At 54.9% G+C, this 19,096-nt stretch carries 23 protein-coding genes and 1 tRNA gene; 20 read left to right on the plus strand and 4 right to left on the minus strand.

Annotation, left to right across the window (positions count from 1 at the left end; genetic code table 11):
- Positions 1 to 44: 44 nt before the first annotated feature.
- The 4 genes from AB1644_00220 to AB1644_00235 form a co-directional block, all read right to left on the minus strand.
- Positions 45 to 689, minus strand: a complete 645-nt coding sequence (locus AB1644_00220) for a CvpA family protein (protein MEW6049484.1) — start codon at positions 687 to 689, stop codon at positions 45 to 47.
- Positions 690 to 748: 59 nt separating this feature from the next.
- A complete protein-coding gene (locus tag AB1644_00225) occupies positions 749 to 1,198 on the minus strand; it encodes a GatB/YqeY domain-containing protein (GenBank protein MEW6049485.1) in 450 nt (149 codons plus the stop codon).
- Positions 1,199 to 1,203: 5 nt separating this feature from the next.
- Positions 1,204 to 1,398: a 30S ribosomal protein S21 gene (rpsU, locus tag AB1644_00230; protein ID MEW6049486.1), complete on the minus strand. Its 195-nt coding sequence runs from the start codon at positions 1,396 to 1,398 to the stop codon at positions 1,204 to 1,206.
- Between the two features lie 233 nt (positions 1,399 to 1,631).
- Positions 1,632 to 1,958, minus strand: coding sequence for an HIT family protein (locus tag AB1644_00235; GenBank protein MEW6049487.1), 327 nt, complete (start codon positions 1,956 to 1,958; stop codon positions 1,632 to 1,634).
- Between the two features lie 230 nt (positions 1,959 to 2,188).
- Here AB1644_00235 and AB1644_00240 point away from each other — a divergent pair, with 230 nt between their 5' ends.
- The 20 genes from AB1644_00240 to pseC all read left to right on the plus strand — a co-directional run bounded on the left by AB1644_00240 (position 2,189) and on the right by pseC (position 19,082).
- Positions 2,189 to 2,941, plus strand: coding sequence for a YebC/PmpR family DNA-binding transcriptional regulator (locus tag AB1644_00240; GenBank protein ID MEW6049488.1), 753 nt, complete (start codon positions 2,189 to 2,191; stop codon positions 2,939 to 2,941).
- A gap of 153 nt (positions 2,942 to 3,094) precedes the next feature.
- Positions 3,095 to 3,589: a crossover junction endodeoxyribonuclease RuvC gene (gene ruvC / locus AB1644_00245; protein ID MEW6049489.1), complete on the plus strand. Its 495-nt coding sequence runs from the start codon at positions 3,095 to 3,097 to the stop codon at positions 3,587 to 3,589.
- A complete protein-coding gene (gene ruvA / locus AB1644_00250; GenBank protein ID MEW6049490.1) occupies positions 3,586 to 4,236 on the plus strand; it encodes a Holliday junction branch migration protein RuvA in 651 nt (216 codons plus the stop codon). Before ruvC ends, ruvA begins: the two co-directional genes overlap by 4 nt.
- On the plus strand, positions 4,233 to 5,261 hold the full coding sequence (gene ruvB / locus AB1644_00255) for a Holliday junction branch migration DNA helicase RuvB (protein ID MEW6049491.1): 1,029 nt from the start codon (positions 4,233 to 4,235) through the stop codon (positions 5,259 to 5,261). Before ruvA ends, ruvB begins: the two co-directional genes overlap by 4 nt.
- 1 nt (position 5,262) lies before the next feature.
- Positions 5,263 to 5,553: a hypothetical protein gene (locus tag AB1644_00260; protein MEW6049492.1), complete on the plus strand. Its 291-nt coding sequence runs from the start codon at positions 5,263 to 5,265 to the stop codon at positions 5,551 to 5,553.
- 76 nt (positions 5,554 to 5,629) lie between these two features.
- Positions 5,630 to 6,673 carry a tRNA preQ1(34) S-adenosylmethionine ribosyltransferase-isomerase QueA gene (queA, locus tag AB1644_00265; protein ID MEW6049493.1) on the plus strand — a complete coding sequence of 348 codons (1,044 nt, stop codon included), beginning with the start codon at positions 5,630 to 5,632 and terminating at the stop codon, positions 6,671 to 6,673.
- Between the two features lie 42 nt (positions 6,674 to 6,715).
- A complete protein-coding gene (gene ispD, locus AB1644_00270) occupies positions 6,716 to 7,405 on the plus strand; it encodes a 2-C-methyl-D-erythritol 4-phosphate cytidylyltransferase (protein MEW6049494.1) in 690 nt (229 codons plus the stop codon).
- The gene (gene ispF / locus AB1644_00275; GenBank protein ID MEW6049495.1) at positions 7,398 to 7,886 is read left to right on the plus strand and encodes a 2-C-methyl-D-erythritol 2,4-cyclodiphosphate synthase; all 489 of its coding nucleotides are present in this window, start codon (positions 7,398 to 7,400) and stop codon (positions 7,884 to 7,886) included. The genes ispD and ispF overlap by 8 nt, the downstream gene beginning before the upstream one ends.
- The gene (locus AB1644_00280) at positions 7,879 to 8,523 is read left to right on the plus strand and encodes a DedA family protein (GenBank protein MEW6049496.1); all 645 of its coding nucleotides are present in this window, start codon (positions 7,879 to 7,881) and stop codon (positions 8,521 to 8,523) included. Before ispF ends, AB1644_00280 begins: the two co-directional genes overlap by 8 nt.
- On the plus strand, positions 8,463 to 9,533 hold the full coding sequence (locus AB1644_00285) for a D-alanine--D-alanine ligase (GenBank protein MEW6049497.1): 1,071 nt from the start codon (positions 8,463 to 8,465) through the stop codon (positions 9,531 to 9,533). Before AB1644_00280 ends, AB1644_00285 begins: the two co-directional genes overlap by 61 nt.
- 9 nt (positions 9,534 to 9,542) lie before the next feature.
- Entirely contained in the window at positions 9,543 to 10,280 is a 738-nt protein-coding gene (locus AB1644_00290; GenBank protein ID MEW6049498.1) for an HAD family hydrolase, read from the plus strand.
- Between the two features lie 102 nt (positions 10,281 to 10,382).
- Entirely contained in the window at positions 10,383 to 11,459 is a 1,077-nt protein-coding gene (locus tag AB1644_00295) for a M42 family metallopeptidase (protein MEW6049499.1), read from the plus strand.
- Positions 11,460 to 11,464: 5 nt separating this feature from the next.
- Positions 11,465 to 12,859, plus strand: coding sequence for a cysteine--tRNA ligase (cysS, locus tag AB1644_00300; GenBank protein ID MEW6049500.1), 1,395 nt, complete (start codon positions 11,465 to 11,467; stop codon positions 12,857 to 12,859).
- 82 nt (positions 12,860 to 12,941) lie between these two features.
- Positions 12,942 to 13,014, plus strand: a tRNA-Thr gene (locus tag AB1644_00305).
- A gap of 39 nt (positions 13,015 to 13,053) precedes the next feature.
- Positions 13,054 to 14,115, plus strand: coding sequence for a dTDP-glucose 4,6-dehydratase (rfbB, locus tag AB1644_00310; protein ID MEW6049501.1), 1,062 nt, complete (start codon positions 13,054 to 13,056; stop codon positions 14,113 to 14,115).
- A complete protein-coding gene (rfbA, locus tag AB1644_00315; GenBank protein ID MEW6049502.1) occupies positions 14,102 to 15,019 on the plus strand; it encodes a glucose-1-phosphate thymidylyltransferase RfbA in 918 nt (305 codons plus the stop codon). Before rfbB ends, rfbA begins: the two co-directional genes overlap by 14 nt.
- Positions 15,003 to 15,899: a dTDP-4-dehydrorhamnose reductase gene (gene rfbD / locus AB1644_00320; protein ID MEW6049503.1), complete on the plus strand. Its 897-nt coding sequence runs from the start codon at positions 15,003 to 15,005 to the stop codon at positions 15,897 to 15,899. The genes rfbA and rfbD overlap by 17 nt, the downstream gene beginning before the upstream one ends.
- Positions 15,896 to 16,369, plus strand: a complete 474-nt coding sequence (locus tag AB1644_00325; protein ID MEW6049504.1) for a dTDP-4-dehydrorhamnose 3,5-epimerase family protein — start codon at positions 15,896 to 15,898, stop codon at positions 16,367 to 16,369. The genes rfbD and AB1644_00325 overlap by 4 nt, the downstream gene beginning before the upstream one ends.
- A 362-nt stretch (positions 16,370 to 16,731) precedes the next feature.
- Complete coding sequence (gene pseB, locus AB1644_00330) at positions 16,732 to 17,814, plus strand: UDP-N-acetylglucosamine 4,6-dehydratase (inverting) (GenBank protein MEW6049505.1); 1,083 nt, start codon at positions 16,732 to 16,734, stop codon at positions 17,812 to 17,814.
- Positions 17,805 to 19,082, plus strand: a complete 1,278-nt coding sequence (pseC, locus tag AB1644_00335; GenBank protein MEW6049506.1) for a UDP-4-amino-4,6-dideoxy-N-acetyl-beta-L-altrosamine transaminase — start codon at positions 17,805 to 17,807, stop codon at positions 19,080 to 19,082. The genes pseB and pseC overlap by 10 nt, the downstream gene beginning before the upstream one ends.
- Positions 19,083 to 19,096 lie beyond the last annotated feature (14 nt).

The raw sequence follows: 19,096 nt of genomic DNA on the forward strand, positions 1-19,096 counted from the left end.
AGGCCGGTTTAATATACGCTCAAGCGCACTGAATCAAAACCATATCAACTGCCACCGGACGTGTTGAAGAACCGGTCTATTTGATACATAACCCGATACACTTTCTCCCGATCATCGCTCACCGTCCCCTTCTGATTTCGCTCATTCTTGGTATCCTGACCGGTCGTTAGAAGGGTGGTCTCCACTTTGGTCATGAAGCTGGGATTGCTCGGGTGCATGACACGGGTTCCTTCATACATGAGCGGGACTGTTTTGGCCACGACCTTGCCGAACAGCGAGGAATCGTAGGCCAGGTAGAAGGATTCCGGCATAGGCAGGAGGAACACCAGAAACGCGAGCACCCCCACCGAAACCCAACCCCGGATAAGTCCGACGATTGCCCCGCCGACTTGGTCTTGTTTCCCCTGGCTCTTGATACTGGCCACTTTGTAGAAAAGCCAGGCGAGCAGTTTGAACAACCCGTAGGCACCTGCCAGCAGGATGACAAAAGACACAAAGGCCGAAACAAGGCTGGAACCGCCGATCTTGTTGTATACCCAGACGGCAAAGCTGTCCAGGTAGTTGATGGACAGCACTACTGCCAGGCAGACCACGATGAAGGCGGACAGCTCCCGCACCAGCCCCTTCTTGGAACCGATAATGACCGCTGCCAAGAGCAGCGCGATTAACAAGAAGTCGATCCAGTTCATGACGACACTCCCTGTCTTTGGATTCGTGACTTTGGCTGGGAAGGTAGAGAGTTTTTAAACTACTTGGCAAGAAATTCTGACACCAGGCGGCTGACCAGCTTACCGTCGGCTTGCCCCTTGACCTTGGGCATCAATGCCTTCATGACCAGCCCCATCTTCTGAGGGGAATCGGCGCCGGTCTCGCTGATGGCTTCCTGGATCAACTCACGGAGCCTGGCTTCCGAGAGCTGCTGGGGGAGATACTCTGTGATCACTCCAAGCTCGAACTCCTCCTTTTGCGCCAGGTCCTCGCGCTTCCCCAATCGGTACTGCTCGATAGACTCGCGGCGCTTCTTGGCGGCTGTCGAAAGCACACCAATAACCTGCTCATCAGTCATGGACTCAGAAATAAGCTCGATCTGCTTGTACTTGATATCAGACTTGAGGCCACGAAGCACGGTCAGCTTGTCTTTCTGACCGGCCTTCATGGCCTCTTTAACGTCTTGATCAATGCGCTCAAGAAGGGACATTGCTCTTAGTCTTCAAAATACCTGTTCCGACGCTGCTTGCGCTTAGCCGCAGCGAGTTTCCGCTTCCGGGTTTCGGAAGGCTTCTCGTAATGCTGATGTTTCTTGTAATCTGAGAGAATACCAGACTTCTCGCAAAACTTATTGAAACGTCGGAGAGCTTTCTCAAAGGACTCGTCGTCCCGCACTCTCACACCAGTCAATTAGATTCACCCCCTTCCCCCTTTTGTAACATGCTATATTTCAACATCATATCTAAAATCTACTGTTGCTGTATCGCTTTGTCAACCTCTATCGGCAGATTCCTCGCCAAAAACAACAGGTACAATTGCCCAACCCTCCGCTTTGCATCGATGGGAATAGGATCAGCCGGTGGGTTTATCCGAATCATCAACATCAGGAGATTTCATCAGTGCTCCACAACTAATTGCAATACCTACAGATAGCCGAGCTTGTCCACCCCCTCGTTCGACAAGAAATGAAAGTGTACATGCGGGACTTCTTGTCCGTAGCCGTTGTTGATGAGAATCCGGTAATGGTCTTCAACGCCCAACTTCCTGGCAATCAGTTTGGCGGTTTCACTCATCATGCTCAGGACCTCTGGGGGAGTGCTTTGAAAATCGGAAAACTCGGCTTTAGGAATGATCAGCAGATGAACCCGGTCTTTTGGGCGGTGGTCGGCGATGACAATGACCTGATCGGTTTCATGGAAAATCTTGGCGGGCAGCTCCCGGTTGATAATGCGCGTGAAAATTGATGTCATTGTTCCAATATATGTGAGTCCAGAGCCGGGTCAATCTGAAAGCAGATTGGTGAACCGCTCTTGCCAAGACTGAGGGGGTGTGGTAGATTACATGTTCGGATTCGACTCTCCTTGGAGAACGCCGCCTGATATGACAACCAGGGCGTGCGAACCTTCACGAGAGAGGGTCCAAGGAGAACAGGCTGGCTTTGACTATGATGATGGATGGCATATACAAGGAGGCGTAACCCATGTCAGGTCATTCTAAATGGGCGACGATAAAACGCAAAAAAGGGAAACTTGACCAGGAGCGGGGGAAGATCTTCACGCAGCATATCAAGGAGATCACCATTGCCGCACGTGAAGGCGGAGGGGACCCGAACAACAACGCCCGACTCCGAAGCGCCGTTGCCGCCGCCAAAGGCGCCAACATGCCGGCCGACAACATCAAGCGTGCCATTCTGAAAGGGACTGGCCAGCTTCCTGGTGTCACATACGAATCGGCTGTTTACGAGGGATACGGTCCTGCCGGGGTCGCTATCTTGCTCGAAGTGATGACCGACAACAAGAACCGCACGGTGGCAGAGATCCGTCACTTGCTCACGAAGTATGGCGGCAACATGGGAACCGCTGGTTCCGTAGCCTGGATGTTCCATAAAAAGGGCGTCATTACCGTCGACCTGAACGCTGCTGATGAAAATACGCTCATGGAGCTGGCGATGGAGAATGGGGCGGAGGATTTCTCTGCGGATTCCGGCTCCTATGAGATCACCACAATGCCACATGACCTTGAGGCCGTGCGAAGCGCTCTTGAGACAAAAAAAATCCCGATCGTCTCGGCTGAGATCACTATGATCCCGCAGAATTCTGTCAAGATCACTGCCGAGAACGAGGCCAATTCGATGTTGAAGCTGTTCGAGTATCTGGAGGAACACGATGATGTCCAGAAGGTCTATTCGAACTTCGACATCGACGAGAAGATTTTGGAGAAATTGGCGGGGTGAGAAACCGGATCAAGTCAGCCGGATGTTCTCGCACTTGAAGTCTTTCGGTTTTACCTGATGCCAGGCGTCCCCGCCTGGCATTTTTGTGTTATGTGACAACACGGTCCCAGATTTTTATTGGAAATGCGAGGGATTCGGACTATTTATCGTCCTATGCGAGTGCTTGGCATAGACCCTGGTCTGGGGATCACCGGCTACGGTGTTTTGGAACTGGAGGGGGAACGGCCGGTTGTTGTCGAGGTGGGTGTCATCCGCAGCGATGCCCGGCTTAGTATCGAGAACCGCCTCAGAGAAGTCTCGACTGGGCTGTCTGAGATTGTTGGGCAGTTCCGACCGGAGGCGATAGCGGTCGAAGAACTCTACTCGCACTACAGCCATCCCATAACGGCAGTCATCATGGGGCACGTCCGCGGGGTCATATTCCTCAAGGCAGCCGAGGCAGGGATCCCGGTTGTATCATACGCAGCTACGCGGATCAAGAAATCGCTGACCGGCAATGGTCGGGCCACCAAGGAACAGATTCAGCGGATGGTCAAATCGACGCTCGGCCTGCCGCAGATCCCGGAACCGCCGGATGCTGCCGATGCCCTGGCGATTGCGCTGTGTCATTGCCGCGCCATGCAGCAGAACGCGACGGTAGACGTATGATAAGCCGTCTTCGCGGGACACTCACGCAGGTTTCGGATCAGTGGGCATTGGTCGAGAACTCCGGCCTCTATTACGAAGTGTTGCTGCCGTCGGGGCTGGCCGGGCGGCTTAAGGAGAGCGGTACCATTGGACGGGAGATCAGCCTCGAAACGATTTACTATATCGAGGCGGGGGATAAGAAGGCCAATGAATACCCCAGGCTGGTCGGTTTCATAGATCCGATCGACCGGGAGTTTTTCTCGTTGCTCACCCAGGTGCCTGGGCTCGGTGTAAAAAAAGCGCTCAAATCGCTGGTGCTGCCGATTCGGGATATAGCGACTGCCATTGAAACAAAGGATGCCAGTACCCTGACCAGACTCCCGGGAGTGGGGGCGCGGCTGGCGGAAAAAATTGTCGCGGAGCTTCACGGCAAAACCGCCAAGTATGCATTGTCCAAAGCCGAAGAGCCGCTCGCAATGAAAGTGAAGGCCCGCTCGCCGCTCATGGAGGAGGCAGTTGAGGTTCTCCTGCAGCTTCAGTACAAGCGGGCCGAAGCGGAACAGATGGTGGATGCGGCAATCAAGAGCAGCCCAAGGGTCGACCGGGTCGAGGACCTGATTACCGTCATATTCAAAAGCGAACAGAAGACCAAAGCGGAAGTCCAATGACCCGCGAACGCATTGTTACCGGTGGACAACTCGGGCCGGACGAAGACCTGGTTCAATTTTCGCTGCGCCCGAAGAGTCTGTCCGAGTACATAGGGCAGAGCGAATTAAAGGCGAAACTTCAAGTATTACTTGAGGCGGCAAAAGGGCGTAAAGAAGCGGTTGAGCATGTGCTTCTCTACGGTCCGCCCGGTCTCGGCAAAACGACACTCGCCCATATTATTGCCAACGAAATGGGCTCGCGGTTGATCGCCACGTCAGGGCCAGCGCTCCAACGTACCGGTGATCTGATGGGGATTCTGACGAATCTGAACGAAGGGGATATCCTGTTTATCGACGAGATCCATCGCCTCTCGCCGGTTATCGAAGAGTTCATCTATCCTGCCATGGAAGATTTCAAGGTAGATTTCGTGGTAGACAAGGGGGCGTTCGCCAAAGTCATCAATGTTCCCCTCAAGCGGTTTACTTTGGTGGGTGCAACCACTCGCGCCGGTATGCTTTCAGCGCCTCTTCGCGACCGTTTCGGGCTCTACTATCATATCGATTTCTACGAGCCGGCAGACCTGGAAACTATTGTCCTCCGCTCCGCCAGGCTTCTGGAGATAGCCATCGACCGTGAGGCAGCTCGTACGGTGGCAGGACGTGCACGAGGGACCCCGCGTATCGCCAATCGGCTGTTGCGGCGGGTGCGGGATTACGCCGCGGTGAAGGCGGACGGGAAGATCACTTCTGAACTGGCAGTGAAGGCGTTGGACGCCGAAGGGGTGGACAGCATGGGACTGGATCCGTTGGACCGAAAGCTGTTGAAGATTGTTATAGACTATTACAAAGGCGGTCCGGTCGGTATTGAGGCCCTGGCCGCCACGTTAAGCGAGGAGATGGACACACTGGTGGATATGGTGGAGCCGTATCTGCTGAAGATCGGTTTCGTGCAGCGTACCAAACGAGGTCGGATGGCATCGACCGCGGCAGCCAAACATCTTGGATTGATGGTTAAGGGGGACTCCCCACAGGAGAGTTTGTTCTGATATGTCCGACGATGCCCTGTATCTGTTGCTACAATCACTTGGCGCCCAGGTCCTCGAGGGACGTACGAACCCTACCGGCACCGTAGCGATTCTGATGTCCGAAACACTGAAATTCCGCGACAAGCTGAAGGCGGAGACGGGCATGATTCTGACAGTCGATGACACCCGGCTGGCGCTCGACGGGCTCGAGTCGCTTCTTAATGAGCGGGAGATACCGCCTGGTCTGACCAGTGAACAACGGATGCTCGCACAAATCTGGTTTGACCGGCTGACTCTCTTCAATAGGGAGTAGACTTCGCGGGATCGCGCGTCATCCGGAGCAATACCCATCACCTGGCGTTTGATCATTCTCTTCGTGAGGCCGACCCTTGGCGACCGACATCGCACTTTTTGACTATAACCTGCCACAGGATCTCATCGCACAATTCCCAACTGTTCGCCGCGACCAATCCCGGTTGCTTATTCTTGACAGGCAAACAGGAACAATTCAGCATCTTCGTTTTGGTGACATAACCGGCTTCCTACGGCGAGGGGATGCGCTTGTTGTCAACAACACTCGCGTGTTCAAAGCGCGCCTTTGGGGAAACCGCTGTTCGGGCGGCCGGATCGAGTTGTTCCTGGTACGGCCGGCCGAGCCAGGGACAGAGCATTGGGAGGCCCTTGTAAGTCCCTCAAGGCGTCTGAAACCTGGCGAGGAGATTCTCTTCGATAATCGGCAATCTGTCCTCTTATCGACGCCCCTTGGCAACGGCCGGTGGCGCGTCCAATTCAAATCGGTCTCGGCCTGTCGCCGGATAATCGCCACGTTCGGACATGTCCCGTTGCCGCACTATATCGGCCGTCCCGACCAGCCGACCGACCTTCGGAGATACCAAACCGTGTTTGCGGCTAAGGAAAAAACCGGAGCGGTAGCGGCTCCGACAGCCGGTTTTCATTTCACTCATCCTCTAATACAGCAACTGAAGGCCAAGGGTGTGCAGGTCATTGAGTTGACGCTTCATGTCGGTCCGGGCACGTTTAAGCCGGTGAAATGCGAGCACATAGAGGACCATATCGTTGATCCTGAATACGCCGAGATATCATCTCAGTCGGCTACTGCGATCAACAATATCAAGCAGCAGGGCGGTTCCCTGTTTGTGGTGGGCACCACCACGGTCCGTACGCTTGAATCGGCGGCAACAGACGGGGGAGACGTTCGGCCATTCGCGGGATTTGTGAGTACATATATCAAGCCGGGACATAACTTCCGGCTGGTCGATCACCTAATCACCAATTTCCACCTCCCGCGCTCGTCGCTTCTGATCCTTGTCTCTGCCTTCGCAGGGCGCGAACGGATATTAGGCTGTTATCGCGAGGCGATAGCGAGAGGATATCGCTTCTACAGCTATGGCGATGCCATGCTGATCCTATAATCCACTTTTGTGCCGAATTCTGGCTCTGTATATTCGGGCCGCATGGATACCGTTGCGCTTATAGTTGCAGCCGGTCGGGCGAGCCGGTTCGGCGGTGCTGTCCCCAAGCAGTTTCGGGAGCTTGGTGACCGCCCGTTGCTGGCCTGGACCATCAGTCGTTTTGAAGCGGCGCAGAGCATAACAAAGATCGTACTAGTAGTAGCCGAGGAACACCTGCTCTATACCAGCCAGAAAATTGTCGATCCATACGGGTTCACAAAGGTTTTCAAGATTGTCATCGGAGGCGAGTCACGTCAGGAATCCGTGCTGAAGGGGCTTCGCTCCCTCCCCTTTTCGACGCCTTTCGTGGCCATTCATGATGGCGCCAGGCCACTCGTTACACCCACTGATATCGACCGGGTCGTTGCGGCAGCAATAAAAGAGCGAGCGGCGATGCTCGCGGCCCCGGCGACTGACACAGTTAAACGGGTGCGGGATGGTTTTGTCCTTAGCACTCTTGACCGTGACTCATTGTTCCTGGCACAGACACCGCAAGTTTTCCAATACGACCTCATCCTGCAGGCTCACATGGAGGCGGCCGACCGCACCATCGCGACCGATGACGCCTCCCTGGTCGAAAGCAGAGGTTTCAAAGTGTGTGTTGTCGAACCGACCGGTCCAAATCCGAAAGTGACTACTACGGAGGACTTCCAATATGTTGAGACACTGCTGAATCGAGAGCACCGTGACTAAGCTCAGAATTGGACACGGATTCGATGTTCATCCTTTCGTTGGCGGAAGACCCTTGGTCATAGGCGGTGTACAGATTCCGTTCGGGCAAGGGTTGGCCGGTCATAGCGACGCCGACGTGCTCCTGCACGCTGTCTGTGATGCCCTGCTGGGCGCGATGGGACTTCCTGATATCGGCCAGCATTTCCCGCCAACCGATCCGCGGTATAAGGGGGCTGATTCGAAGGGGCTTTTGGCCGACGTGGTCAAGCTGACTCGCTCAAATGGGATGCGAGCAGTCGTGAATGTCGATGCCGTGATCATGGCCGAGGCCCCACCAATGAACCCTCATATCCCCGCCATGAAGAAGATCATTGCCGCGTTGCTGGAGATTCCGGAAAGCTGTGTTGGTATTAAAGCCACAACCTGCGAGCGAATGGGATTCGTTGGACGGCAGGAAGGCATAGCTGCCTCGGCAGTCTGTCTGGTTGAAATGTATGACTGACGCCTCCCCAGACCTGCAACGGTATCTCGACTACCTCTTCTCCCATGGACCCGTGTGGGCGTACTCCGCCTTGTTTCTGGCCTGTTTCATTGAGAATTTGTTCCCGCCATTTCCCGGGGACTCGTTTGTCGTCGCCGGGGGAGGCTTGGTAGCGCTCGACCGGTTGAACTACCTGCCCGCCTTGTTCTCGATTGTCGCAGGTGGTATGTGTTCGGTCATGCTCCTGTACCTTTTTGGTCTCAGGTACGGTCGGGACTATTTTCTCCGGAAGAATTACAGGTACTTTGGCGTCCGCGATATCACCCAGATGGAGGCGCGATTAGTACGATGGGGCGCGCTAATCCTGATCGGTTCCCGTTTCGTGGTGGGACTCCGAACCGTGCTGACCTTGGCAGCCGGCATTGGCCGATACCCGATTGGGAAAATGATCCTGTTTTCGCTGCTTTCCTACCTGCTTTTCACCGCGCTTCTTATGTACCTGGCAGATGCACTGGTCACGAATTTTAATGTCATCGAGCAATATTTTCGCACGTATAACCGGATAATCTGGCCGATAATGATCGTAGTGGTGGTCATATGGTTTTGGCGCAAATGGCGACCGGCATCAGACCGGAAAAACGGACCGAACGACAGATGAAGATCCTCCTGTTGGCTGGCGGTAATTCAAGCGAAAATCAAGTCTCTCTCAATACGGGCGCTGCCATTTTCGATTCGCTTAAACGGCTGGGCCACGAAGTCCTCCCGATCGACCCGGCCACCGGTCGCTCGTTGATCGGCACGGACGGGACGTATCAGAATCAGTTGCCTCCTGGCGAAACAACAACCCTGACTACTACCGGCTCGCGAGCGCTCACGGCTGCACTGGCGTCGCCGGTCTACCGCAATATCGATCTGGTATTCATTGCCTTACACGGTGGGGAAGGAGAAAACGGCACCATTCAGGCGCTACTCGATCTGAGCGGCATAAAATACACCGGTTCCGGTATGGCCGCCTCTGCAATTGCCATGAACAAGGCGATCACAAAGCGCCTGTTCACGTCGGCGCAGATCCCCACCCCCGACTGGGAACTATATCACCTGAGTAGGGAACTTCCGACAGAAAGGATTGTCGAATCTGTCCGGAAACGGTTCTCTTTGCCGGTGATCGTCAAACCAAACGACGGCGGTTCGACAGTTGGACTTACCAAGGTTAAGTCTATTAAGATGCTGCCTGACGCCATCGATATTTGTGCGCACGAATCAAGAGAAGTACTCGTGGAGCAGTTCATTGCCGGCCGGGAGATGACGGTCGCAGTGGTCGACGGCAAAGCGCTGCCGGTGGTAGAGATCCGTCCCAAAAATGAGCTCTACGATTATGAAGCGAAATATACCAAAGGGAAATCGGAGTACCTTGCCCCCGCGCCTATCGATGATGCATTTGCCGTGCGTATGCAAGAGTACGCTGAGACTGCCTTTGAGTTGATCGGTGCCTCGGGGTTGGTACGAGTCGATTTCATATTGTCTCCCGACGGCACGCCGTATTGCCTGGAAGTGAACACGCTTCCCGGCATGACTAACCTGTCGCTTGCCCCAATGGCGGCCAAATGCGCCGGCATTTCATTCGATCAACTAATCGAGCGGATTGTTGCTTCGGCACTTCGCAGTTAAACTCGCCTCATGCAGAAACTCAAGCCCAGGGCGATCATATTTGATCTCGGTTCTACGCTCATTGAATACGAAGTAGTCTCGTGGGACCAGCTTAACCAATTTTGTTCGCAGAGTGCCCGTCAATTCCTGATTGCCGAGGGGTATCTGGTCCCCGACGAGGCGGAATTTCACGCCGCCTTTGAGTCTGCGAAGTCGGCCTATCGTAAGGCCGCCTCTGAGACACTTGTCGAGTGGGATGTCCCGACTGTTGCGGCCGTCTACCTGGATGCACTCCAGATCAATTTCCCGTCGCCCAGGCTCGATGAATTCTTCGATGCCTACTACGCGCCGGTGGATCGATTGCTCTATATCTACGATGATACCATAGCCGCTCTTGAATTGCTCAAGGCTCGGTTCGGTGTTATCGGTCTCATCTCCAATACGGTCTTTCCCGAGAGGGCGCATCGACGAGAGCTACGACGGTTCGGTATCGAACCATTCCTCAATTTCGCCATTTTCAGTTCAACGTTCGGTCTGCGCAAGCCTCATCCCGATATATTCCTGAAAGCGGCCGAATTGGCCGGAGCCGAACCATCGGAGTGCGTCTATGTAGGGGACCGCTACGTCGAGGACATTCTTGGCCCTGCCGCCGTCGGGATGCCGGCCATCCTTCGCGTAAAAGAGGGCCGCGAGTACCCGGCCGATATGCCGGAGTCCGTGCGCAAGGTGGCCACGCTGACGGAACTACATTTCCATATCGAAATTTGAGTAGACGCGCGAATCCGCACATCCTATATTCCGTTTTCATGACATGATTGATGAACGATCCGCCTCAGGTTGGCGCATTCAAACTACACACGAGGTGCTACAGTGGATACAACTGAACAGCTTCTGAAACGACTCACCGAGGCCAACGGCGTCTCCGGATACGAAGACGACGTGCGCGCTCTCATGGCCGCCGAGCTGAAGGGGAAGGTAGCCGAGATTCAGTATGACAAGATGGGCTCGATCCTTGGGCGCAAGAAGGGGACAGCGGCCGATCCCAAGGTCATGGTGGTGGGGCACTTGGATGAGATCGGCTTCATGGTGAAAGAGATCACCAAGGAAGGATATATCAAGTTTCTGCCGCTCGGCGGCTGGTGGGGTCATGTGGCGCTTGGCCAGCGGATGCGTATCATCACCGCAAAAGGGCCTGTCCTCGGTGTGATCGGCAGCAAACCACCCCACATGCTCCTTCAACCCGAACGCGAGAAAGTGCTCGATATCAAAGATATGTTCATCGATGTCGGTTGCCAGGAAAAGTTCGATGTCAAGAAAAAGCTCGGGATCAAACTCGGCGATCCGATCATCCCGGACAGTCAGTTCACGATTCTCGGCAACCAGAGCATGTATATGTCCAAAGCGTTTGACAACCGCGTTGCATGCGCGATCGTGGTAGATGTGATCAGCCGTCTGCAGAAAGTCAAGCACCCCAATACCGTGCTGGGCTGTGCCTCCACGCAGGAGGAAGTCGGTATCCGGGGCGCCCAGACTCTCGCGCATCTGGCTGACCCCGACGTGTGCATCGTGGTCGATACCGGCATTGCACTTGATATGCCGCCCGATGGCTATAGCCGCTCCGAGAAGCTGGGCGGCGGGCCGGCGATCCTTCTGTATGATGCGGTGATGATACCAAATATCCGTCTCCGCGATCTGGTTATCCAGACCGCCGAGAAGAACAAGATGAAGTTTCACCTGACCTACATGGAACGGGGCGGGACGGACGGCGGTCGCATACATATCAGTCGGATCGGCGTCCCGTCTATCGTCATAGGGCCGCCGGTTCGGTATATCCACAGCCATAACGCGATTCTGAATCGCGCCGATTATGACAATACGGTCAAGCTGATAGTGGAATTGATCAAGCGTCTGGATAACAGGACGGTCAAAGGGTTGACGGAGGCATAACGGGCATGCCGTTGGTATTCAAGAACAGTTACTCACGGGTGAAGGAGGAATTCAAGCCGATCGTACCGGGCGAAGTACGCATGTACACGTGCGGGCCGACGGTCTACAATTTTGCTCATATCGGCAATTTTCGCGCCTATACCTTCGAGGACCTACTCCGCCGCTACCTCAAATACAAGGGGTATACGGTCACCCAGGTCATGAACCTGACCGATATCGACGACAAGATCATCAAGGGGACCATTCAGCAAAAAGTCACGCTGAAGCAGTTCACTGCGCCGTATATCAAGGCGTTCTTCGAAGACATGGACAATCTTGGCATCGAGCGTGCCGAGATATATCCAGCCGCCACCGACCATATCCCGGAGATGGTGGCGCTGGTCAAGAAACTGGTCGAACGAGGTCATGCCTATGAAGTGAACGGCGATTACTATTTCAAGATCGCTTCATTCCCTCCCTACGGGCGTCTGGCCAATTTGGATATGGAAGGGCTGAAACCCGGCGCCCGGGTACAGGCCGACGAATACGAGAAGGAATCGGTGTCCGATTTCGCGCTGTGGAAAGCACATGATGAGTCCGATGGCGATGTGTTCTGGGAAACCGAGATCGGCAAGGGGAGACCCGGCTGGCACCTGGAATGCTCGGCTATGTCTCAGAAGTATCTCGGCACGACCTTCGACATTCACACCGGCGGTGTCGACAACATGTTTCCGCATCACGAAAACGAGATCGCACAATCGGAAGGGGCCAGCGGGAAACGGTTTGTCAACTACTGGCTGCATTGCGAGCACTTGATAGTCGAGGGGCGGAAGATGTCCAAGTCGCTCGGCAACTATTTCACGCTGCGCGATATTCTGGACAAGGGGTATTCCGGCAGCGTCGTGCGATATCTATTGCTGGCGACTCACTATCGCCAACAGCTCAACTTTACGTTTGAAGGACTCGATGCCGCGCGTCACGCGCTGGAGCGTTATAACGACTTCATCGCCAACCTCTCGGATTTCGCGGGCGGCCGGTCCGATGGCTCCGCCGAGATGACTATCAGCGCCGCATTGAAGGGATTTGAAGAGAACCTTGACGACGACCTCAATATCTCCGGGGCTCTTGGCGTACTGTTCGATTTTATCCGTGACATCAATCGGCTCAAAGCGGAGAACCGCCTTTCGGAGGACGAACGGGACAAGGCGCTGTTTGCAATCCGGCGATTTGATACGGTACTGAACCTGCAGACCCGGGTGGTATCGCTCGATACCGAGATCGAGGAGTTGATACGACAACGCGCGGAGGCACGCAAGCAGAAGAACTTCGCGCTATCGGACAAAATTCGGGATAACCTGCTTGGCCGCGGGATCGTCCTCGAGGATACCCCCCAGGGGGTAAAATGGAAGCGCAAAGTGTAGGTGCGTTCATAAGGGCGCAAACGCTGCAGAATCTGCTTGAACCTCATTCAGTCATTGCGTTTATTCTGCTCAGAAATAGCCGGCCGGCGTAACTCAGTTGGTAGAGTACCTGATTTGTAATCAGGCTGTCGGGGGTTCGAGTCCCTTCGCCGGCTTCTTCACCCGCCATCGTCCATGAACAGTAGGAATCTCTGATGTTGCTGTCCGGATATGAAAGGCGTATCGCCGTCACGGGCGGGGCAGGATTCATCGGCTCGAATCTCCTGCTTCGCCTGGTATCGAAATATCCGGACTACGGGTTTGTCAACATTGACTGTCTTACCTACGCAGGAAACCTGGCCAATCTTCGTCAGATCGAGCGCGCCCCCAGCTACCGTTTTGAGAAAGTGGACATTTGCGATCCTGCGTCTCTTCGGGCCTTATTCGAGAAGTACGCCTTCACAGACGTAATTCACCTGGCCGCCGAGACACACGTTGACCGCTCCATCATTGGTCCTGCGGCATTCATTCAAACCAATATAGTGGGTACGTTCAATCTTCTGGAAATGGTGCGAGAGCGCAGTTCGAAGACCGGACGGATGCGGTTCGTGTACGTTTCCACAGACGAAGTATACGGGTCGGACGGTGAATCTGGACGGTTTGTCGAAACCAGCCCGTTTCGACCAAGCTCACCATACGCAGCCTCAAAGGCAGCCGCTGACAATCTGGTGAGCGCCTACCACCGGACGTATGGTGTGGACACGGTCGTGGCGCGATGCTGCAATTGCTACGGACCATACCAATTCCCTGAGAAGCTGATTCCGCTGATGATTCTGAACAGTATTGCCGGAAAAGAACTCCCGATCTATGGCGATGGACAGCAGATCCGCGATTGGTTGCATGTGAGCGATTGTTGCAACGTCCTTGATTTGCTTCTTCACCGTGGTCGTGTCGGTACCACCTACAACGTTGCTGCCAATGTCGAGTTACCGAACGTGGAATTAGTCACGCGTCTGTGTCGCTTGATCGATCGGGAGCAGGGGGGAGGTCAAACAGAGAGTCTGATCAAATATGTGAGTGACCGTCCAGGGCACGACCGCCGATATGCACTCGATTGCAGCCAACTACGAGACGAGCTGGGCTGGAGCCCGGGGTTGTCTCTCGATGAAGGACTTATGCGGACGGTGAAATGGTACCTGGAGAATCAGGATTGGTTGACCGCATGTGCCTCCGGAGAGTATCAGAAATACTACGAACGGATGTATGCTGATCGATGAGGCTGGATTGACGCCATCAGGGATCACCAAAGGGATCATCCTCGCCGGCGGGGCCGGGAGTCGGCTCTATCCCGCCACCCGGGCTGCCTGCAAGCAACTGCTGCCTGTTTACGATAAACCGCTCGTATACTATCCGTTGTCGACACTCATGCTGATGGGTATTCGCGATATTCTGATCATCTCCACGCCGGCGGACCTGACCCGCTTTCGCGACCTGTTCGGCGATGGCCATCAGCTTGGACTTCGGTTCACGTATGCCGAACAGCCAAAACCTGAAGGTATAGCGCAGGCGCTAATCATCGGCGAGCAGTTTATTGACTGCAATCCGGTTGCGCTGATCCTTGGTGATAACATCTTTCACGGTACCTTTGACTTTCATGCCATCGCATCTGGATTCCAAAAAGGTGCAGTTATATTCGGATGCAGTGTGCCCGATCCGGGTCGGTTCGGTGTGCTGGGGTTCGATCGAAATGGGAATGTGCTTTCGATTGAGGAAAAACCGGATCAACCTAAATCGAGTTATGCTGTCACTGGCCTCTACCTATACGACGGTCAGGCCGTGGACATAGCGAAGGCCCTTAAGCCGTCGAATCGAAACGAGCTGGAGATCACTGACGTCAACCGCACGTACCTCGACCGCGGCCAGTTGTCGGTCGTCAGATTCGAACACGGTATGGTGTGGCTCGATACCGGTACGCACGAGAGCATGCTGGAGGCAGGGAATTTCATCGCGACGATCGAGAAACGCCAGGGTCGCAAGATCGCCTGCATCGAAGAGATCGCGTACCGCATGCGGTATATTGAGCGGTCACAATTCGAAAAACTGGTATCTGAAATGACGAATAACAGCTACAAGACATACCTGGACGGAGTATTACGGGAGGCGGATGACCGTTCGTCGTAGGGTCCTTGTTACCGGGTGCCGCGGCCGGCTCGGTACAGAACTGATGCGCTTCCTTAGCGACGATTTCGATATGCTCGGAGTCGATCGTCACGATCTGGACGTCACCGATTCGGACAAAGTGTTCGCCTGCATTCGCACGATTAGACCAGATGTAGTTCTGCACACTGCGGCGGTCACCAATGTCGATGCGTGCGAAAAGGACCCCGCAGGCGCAATCAGCGTCAATGACACCGGAGCAGGGAACGTGGCGAGAGCCTGTGAGGAGTCACACGCTGCGCTCGTATGTTACTCAACGGACTACGTTTTTGATGGCCGAAAGTGCAAACCATATACAGAGACAGATCTTCCCAATCCGGTTAATCGTTACGGCCAAAGCAAACTGGCGGGCGAACGGACGGTCCTTGCATTGTGCCGGGGTGCTGTCGTTCTGCGGGTGGCCTGGTTGTATGGTATTTACGGAAGCAACTTTGTGAAGTCGGTAGTGCAAGGGGCCAGGTCGCAGCAGGAGACGCGTGGCACCGGAAAGACTGTGGCGCCGATGCGCATCATCGAGGACCAGACAGGAACGCCTACCTGGACGGCTGAGGTGGCACGGCAGACTAGAACTGTGGTCGAGAATGATCTATCCGGAGTCCTGCACGCCACCGCGAACGGATCGGCTACATGGTTGGAATGGGCAAAACTGATCTTGTCGGAGCTTGCACTTGTGGCAGAGATTCAGCCATGTAAGGCACAGGACTTCTGGGGCGGCGTGCCCCGCCCGGTGTCCTCGGTGTTGGAAAACGTTCGTTTACGGAAAGCCGGTATGGACCTTATGAGACCCTGGGATATTGCCCTTGGCGAGTTCCTGGCTCAATACAAACGGGAGTTGTTGGCATGATCGAGTGTCCAATTCCTGGTGTCGAGATCCGAACGCTCATGCGGCATTCGGACCATCGCGGCTGGCTCATGGAATTGTTTCGAAAAGACGAACTTCCGGCTGAGCAATTCCCCGCTATGGGCTATGTTTCCATGCTCGTTTCGGGGGCAGTTCGGGGACCGCACGAGCACCGTACCCAGACCGACTACTTTGTGCTTTGGGGACCTTCTGACGTCAGATTGTATCTGTGGGATAATCGATCTGCCTCGCCCACTAAGGGGGTTTCCTGGGTAATGGATTTTGAAGAGTACGACGCGGTCGCTGTCCTCATTCCACCTGGTGTGGTACACGCCTACGAGAATGTCGGGTCGAAAGACACCTACGTCATCAACTTGCCCAACCGCTTGTATGCTGGACCGGGGCGGACTGAAGAGATCGACGAAATTCGACACGAGGACGATCCCAACTCGCCTTTCAGGACCCGATCATAAGAGTCGTCAATCGCACCCACCTATTTTTCGGAATCATTTTCCCGCACCGCTAACCATTCCTTTCCGGGTTAGTCGATGCCCCTGGTACGATCTTGCTCCTTCTTGAACTTTCGTGGGTCGTAACCCGTTGGGCGCTAAGGTGTGACTTGTTTGTCACCTAACGGCACGAATCTTGTATGCATTTTGCCTGGTTAAGTGGAGAAAATTGGATGCAAGGACGCATCATACACCAGTCTTTAGTTTCCCCTGCGTGTCGCTGTCGGCGGTCTGACTCATTTGCTCTGTGCCGTCATTCGACGCCCAGCAGGGCGGAATCATACCGCAGCAGATTCACACCGCGAAGAGGAGAGAGGGTCTGATCGATGTTTTCAGGTAAGTCAGTCTTGGTTACCGGCGGCACTGGTTCGTTTGGCCGCAAATTCGTCGAAACCGTATTGGCGAGATTTCCAGAGACAAAGCGGCTGGTCATCTATTCGCGAGACGAACTCAAGCAACACGAAATGGCGCAACAATTCCCCGTATCGAAATACCCGCAATTGCGATTCTTCATAGGTGATGTCCGCGACAAGGAGCGGCTGTTTCGCGCGATGGAGGGGGCCGACATCGTGATCCACTCCGCGGCGCTCAAGCAAGTGCCGGCCTGCGAATACAATCCCTTTGAGGCCGTCAAAACCAATATTCTGGGAGCCCAGAATGTCATCGAGACGGCCATAGATCGCAATGTCCAGCGTGTCGTGGCTCTTTCGACCGACAAAGCGGCAGCTCCGATCAACCTGTATGGTGCGACCAAGCTCTGTTCCGACAAGCTGTTCGTATCGGCCAATAACTTCAAGGGAAGTCGGGACATTCGTTTTGCGGTGGTCCGGTACGGCAATGTGATTGGGAGCAGGGGAAGCGTGATTCCGTTTTTTCTCCAGCGCCGCAACGACGCCTTCATCCCGATCACCGACCCGCGCATGACACGATTCAATATCACCCTTGAGCAGGGTATCAACCTCGTCCTGCATGCCATCGCCAACATGTGGGGAGGCGAGATCTATGTGCCCAAGATCCCGTCGTATCGGATCACCGATCTGGCCACGGCCATAGCGCCGAACACGCCACAGCAGGTTGTGGGAATCCGCCCAGGCGAGAAGCTTCACGAGGAGATGATAACCGAAACCGATGCCATGAACGCCGTCGAGTGCGGCGACTATTTTGTCATTCTCCCCCCTACACCTCACTGGAATATCGGTTCCTTTACAGAGCTGTTTCACGGTACGCGATGCCCTGATGGCTTTCGTTACTGCAGCGGCGCCAATAGCGATTGGTTGACCATCCCGCAGATTCGACATCTCATTCGAACCCACCTGGACCCCGAATTCTCGGTCGAAGGCGAGACCTTCGGTTGGGAGAAGAGACTGATCACCGTCCATGCCCCGAAGGAGTCGCTGCAATGCCGCTGAGCAATTCGCACCCCGGGTTCCTGCCGTATGGACGGCAGTCGGTGACCCCTGGTGACATACAAGCGGTTATAGAAGTGCTGCAATCGGACTGGTGGACTCAGGGGCCGATGATCGAGCAGTTTGAACACGACCTGGCTTGCAGGATTGGGGCCACATATGCAGTCGCATGCTCCAGCGGCACGGCGGCGCTTCATCTGGCGATGCTTGCCCTCGGACTCGGCGACGGAGACGCGATCGTTACCAGCCCCAATACATTCGTGGCCAGCGCCAATGGTGCTCGCTATACCGGCGCCGAAGTGTTATTCGCGGAGATCGACGCCGCCACCGGGAACATGAATCCGGACCGGCTCGAAACGTTGCTTGCGCACGATACTCCCCGGCGGATCAAGGCGGTCGTGCCTGTGCACTTTGCCGGTCTTCCGTGCGACATTGAACGTATCGCGCGGCTGGCCGACCGACATGGCGCGGTTGTTGTCGAGGACGCATGTCACGCGTTGGGCGCGACAATTGGAATTGAGGGTTCGGTTCACGCGGTCGGTTCAAACACACATAGTGCCATGACTGTTTTCTCGTTCCACCCGGTCAAGCACGTGGCCATGGGGGAAGGGGGAGCCGTTACTACCAACGATGCCGAGTTGGCAGAACGCCTTCGCCGCTTTCGAAGCCACGGTATTGTCAGAAATGAGTTTGTGAATGCCGACTTGGCGTATGCGCCAGACGGAAAGCCGAATCCGTGGTACTACGAAATGTCCGATCTCGGCTTCAACTATCGACTCACCGACCTTCAGGCAGTCCTTGGCAGAAGTCAGTTGCAGCGTCTGGATGCGTCAGTTGCCAGGCGTCAGGAGTTGGCACGGGCATATAGCCGAAAATTACAGGAGGCCTTCGTCGATGGTACAGTTCGACCCCTGCATGATCCGTCCGTATCCGGGCATGCGTTTCATCTGTTTGTCGTCCGTATAGATTTTGCTCGCCGTGGCGTGAGCCGGGCTAAACTGATGACTGAAATGCGCCGTCATGGCATTGGTACCCAGGTTCACTATATTCCGGTCCCAATGCAGCCGTACTATCGTAAGCGATACGGTTTCAAACAAGGCGACTTTCCGGTTTCCGAAGAATACTACGCGCAGGCTCTGAGCCTTCCCATGTATCCGGAACTTACCATCCATGATATAGAGCGCGTGGTGACGACGCTGAGAGATCTGCTCGCCGATGCCACCGATGTTGCCGCCATCGACCCGATCAGACAAGAAGCGTCCAGCTGTTAGAGAGAAACAATTGT

This window comes from Candidatus Zixiibacteriota bacterium (assembly GCA_040753875.1).
Taxonomy (GTDB): domain Bacteria; phylum Zixibacteria; class MSB-5A5; order GN15; family FEB-12; genus DATKJY01.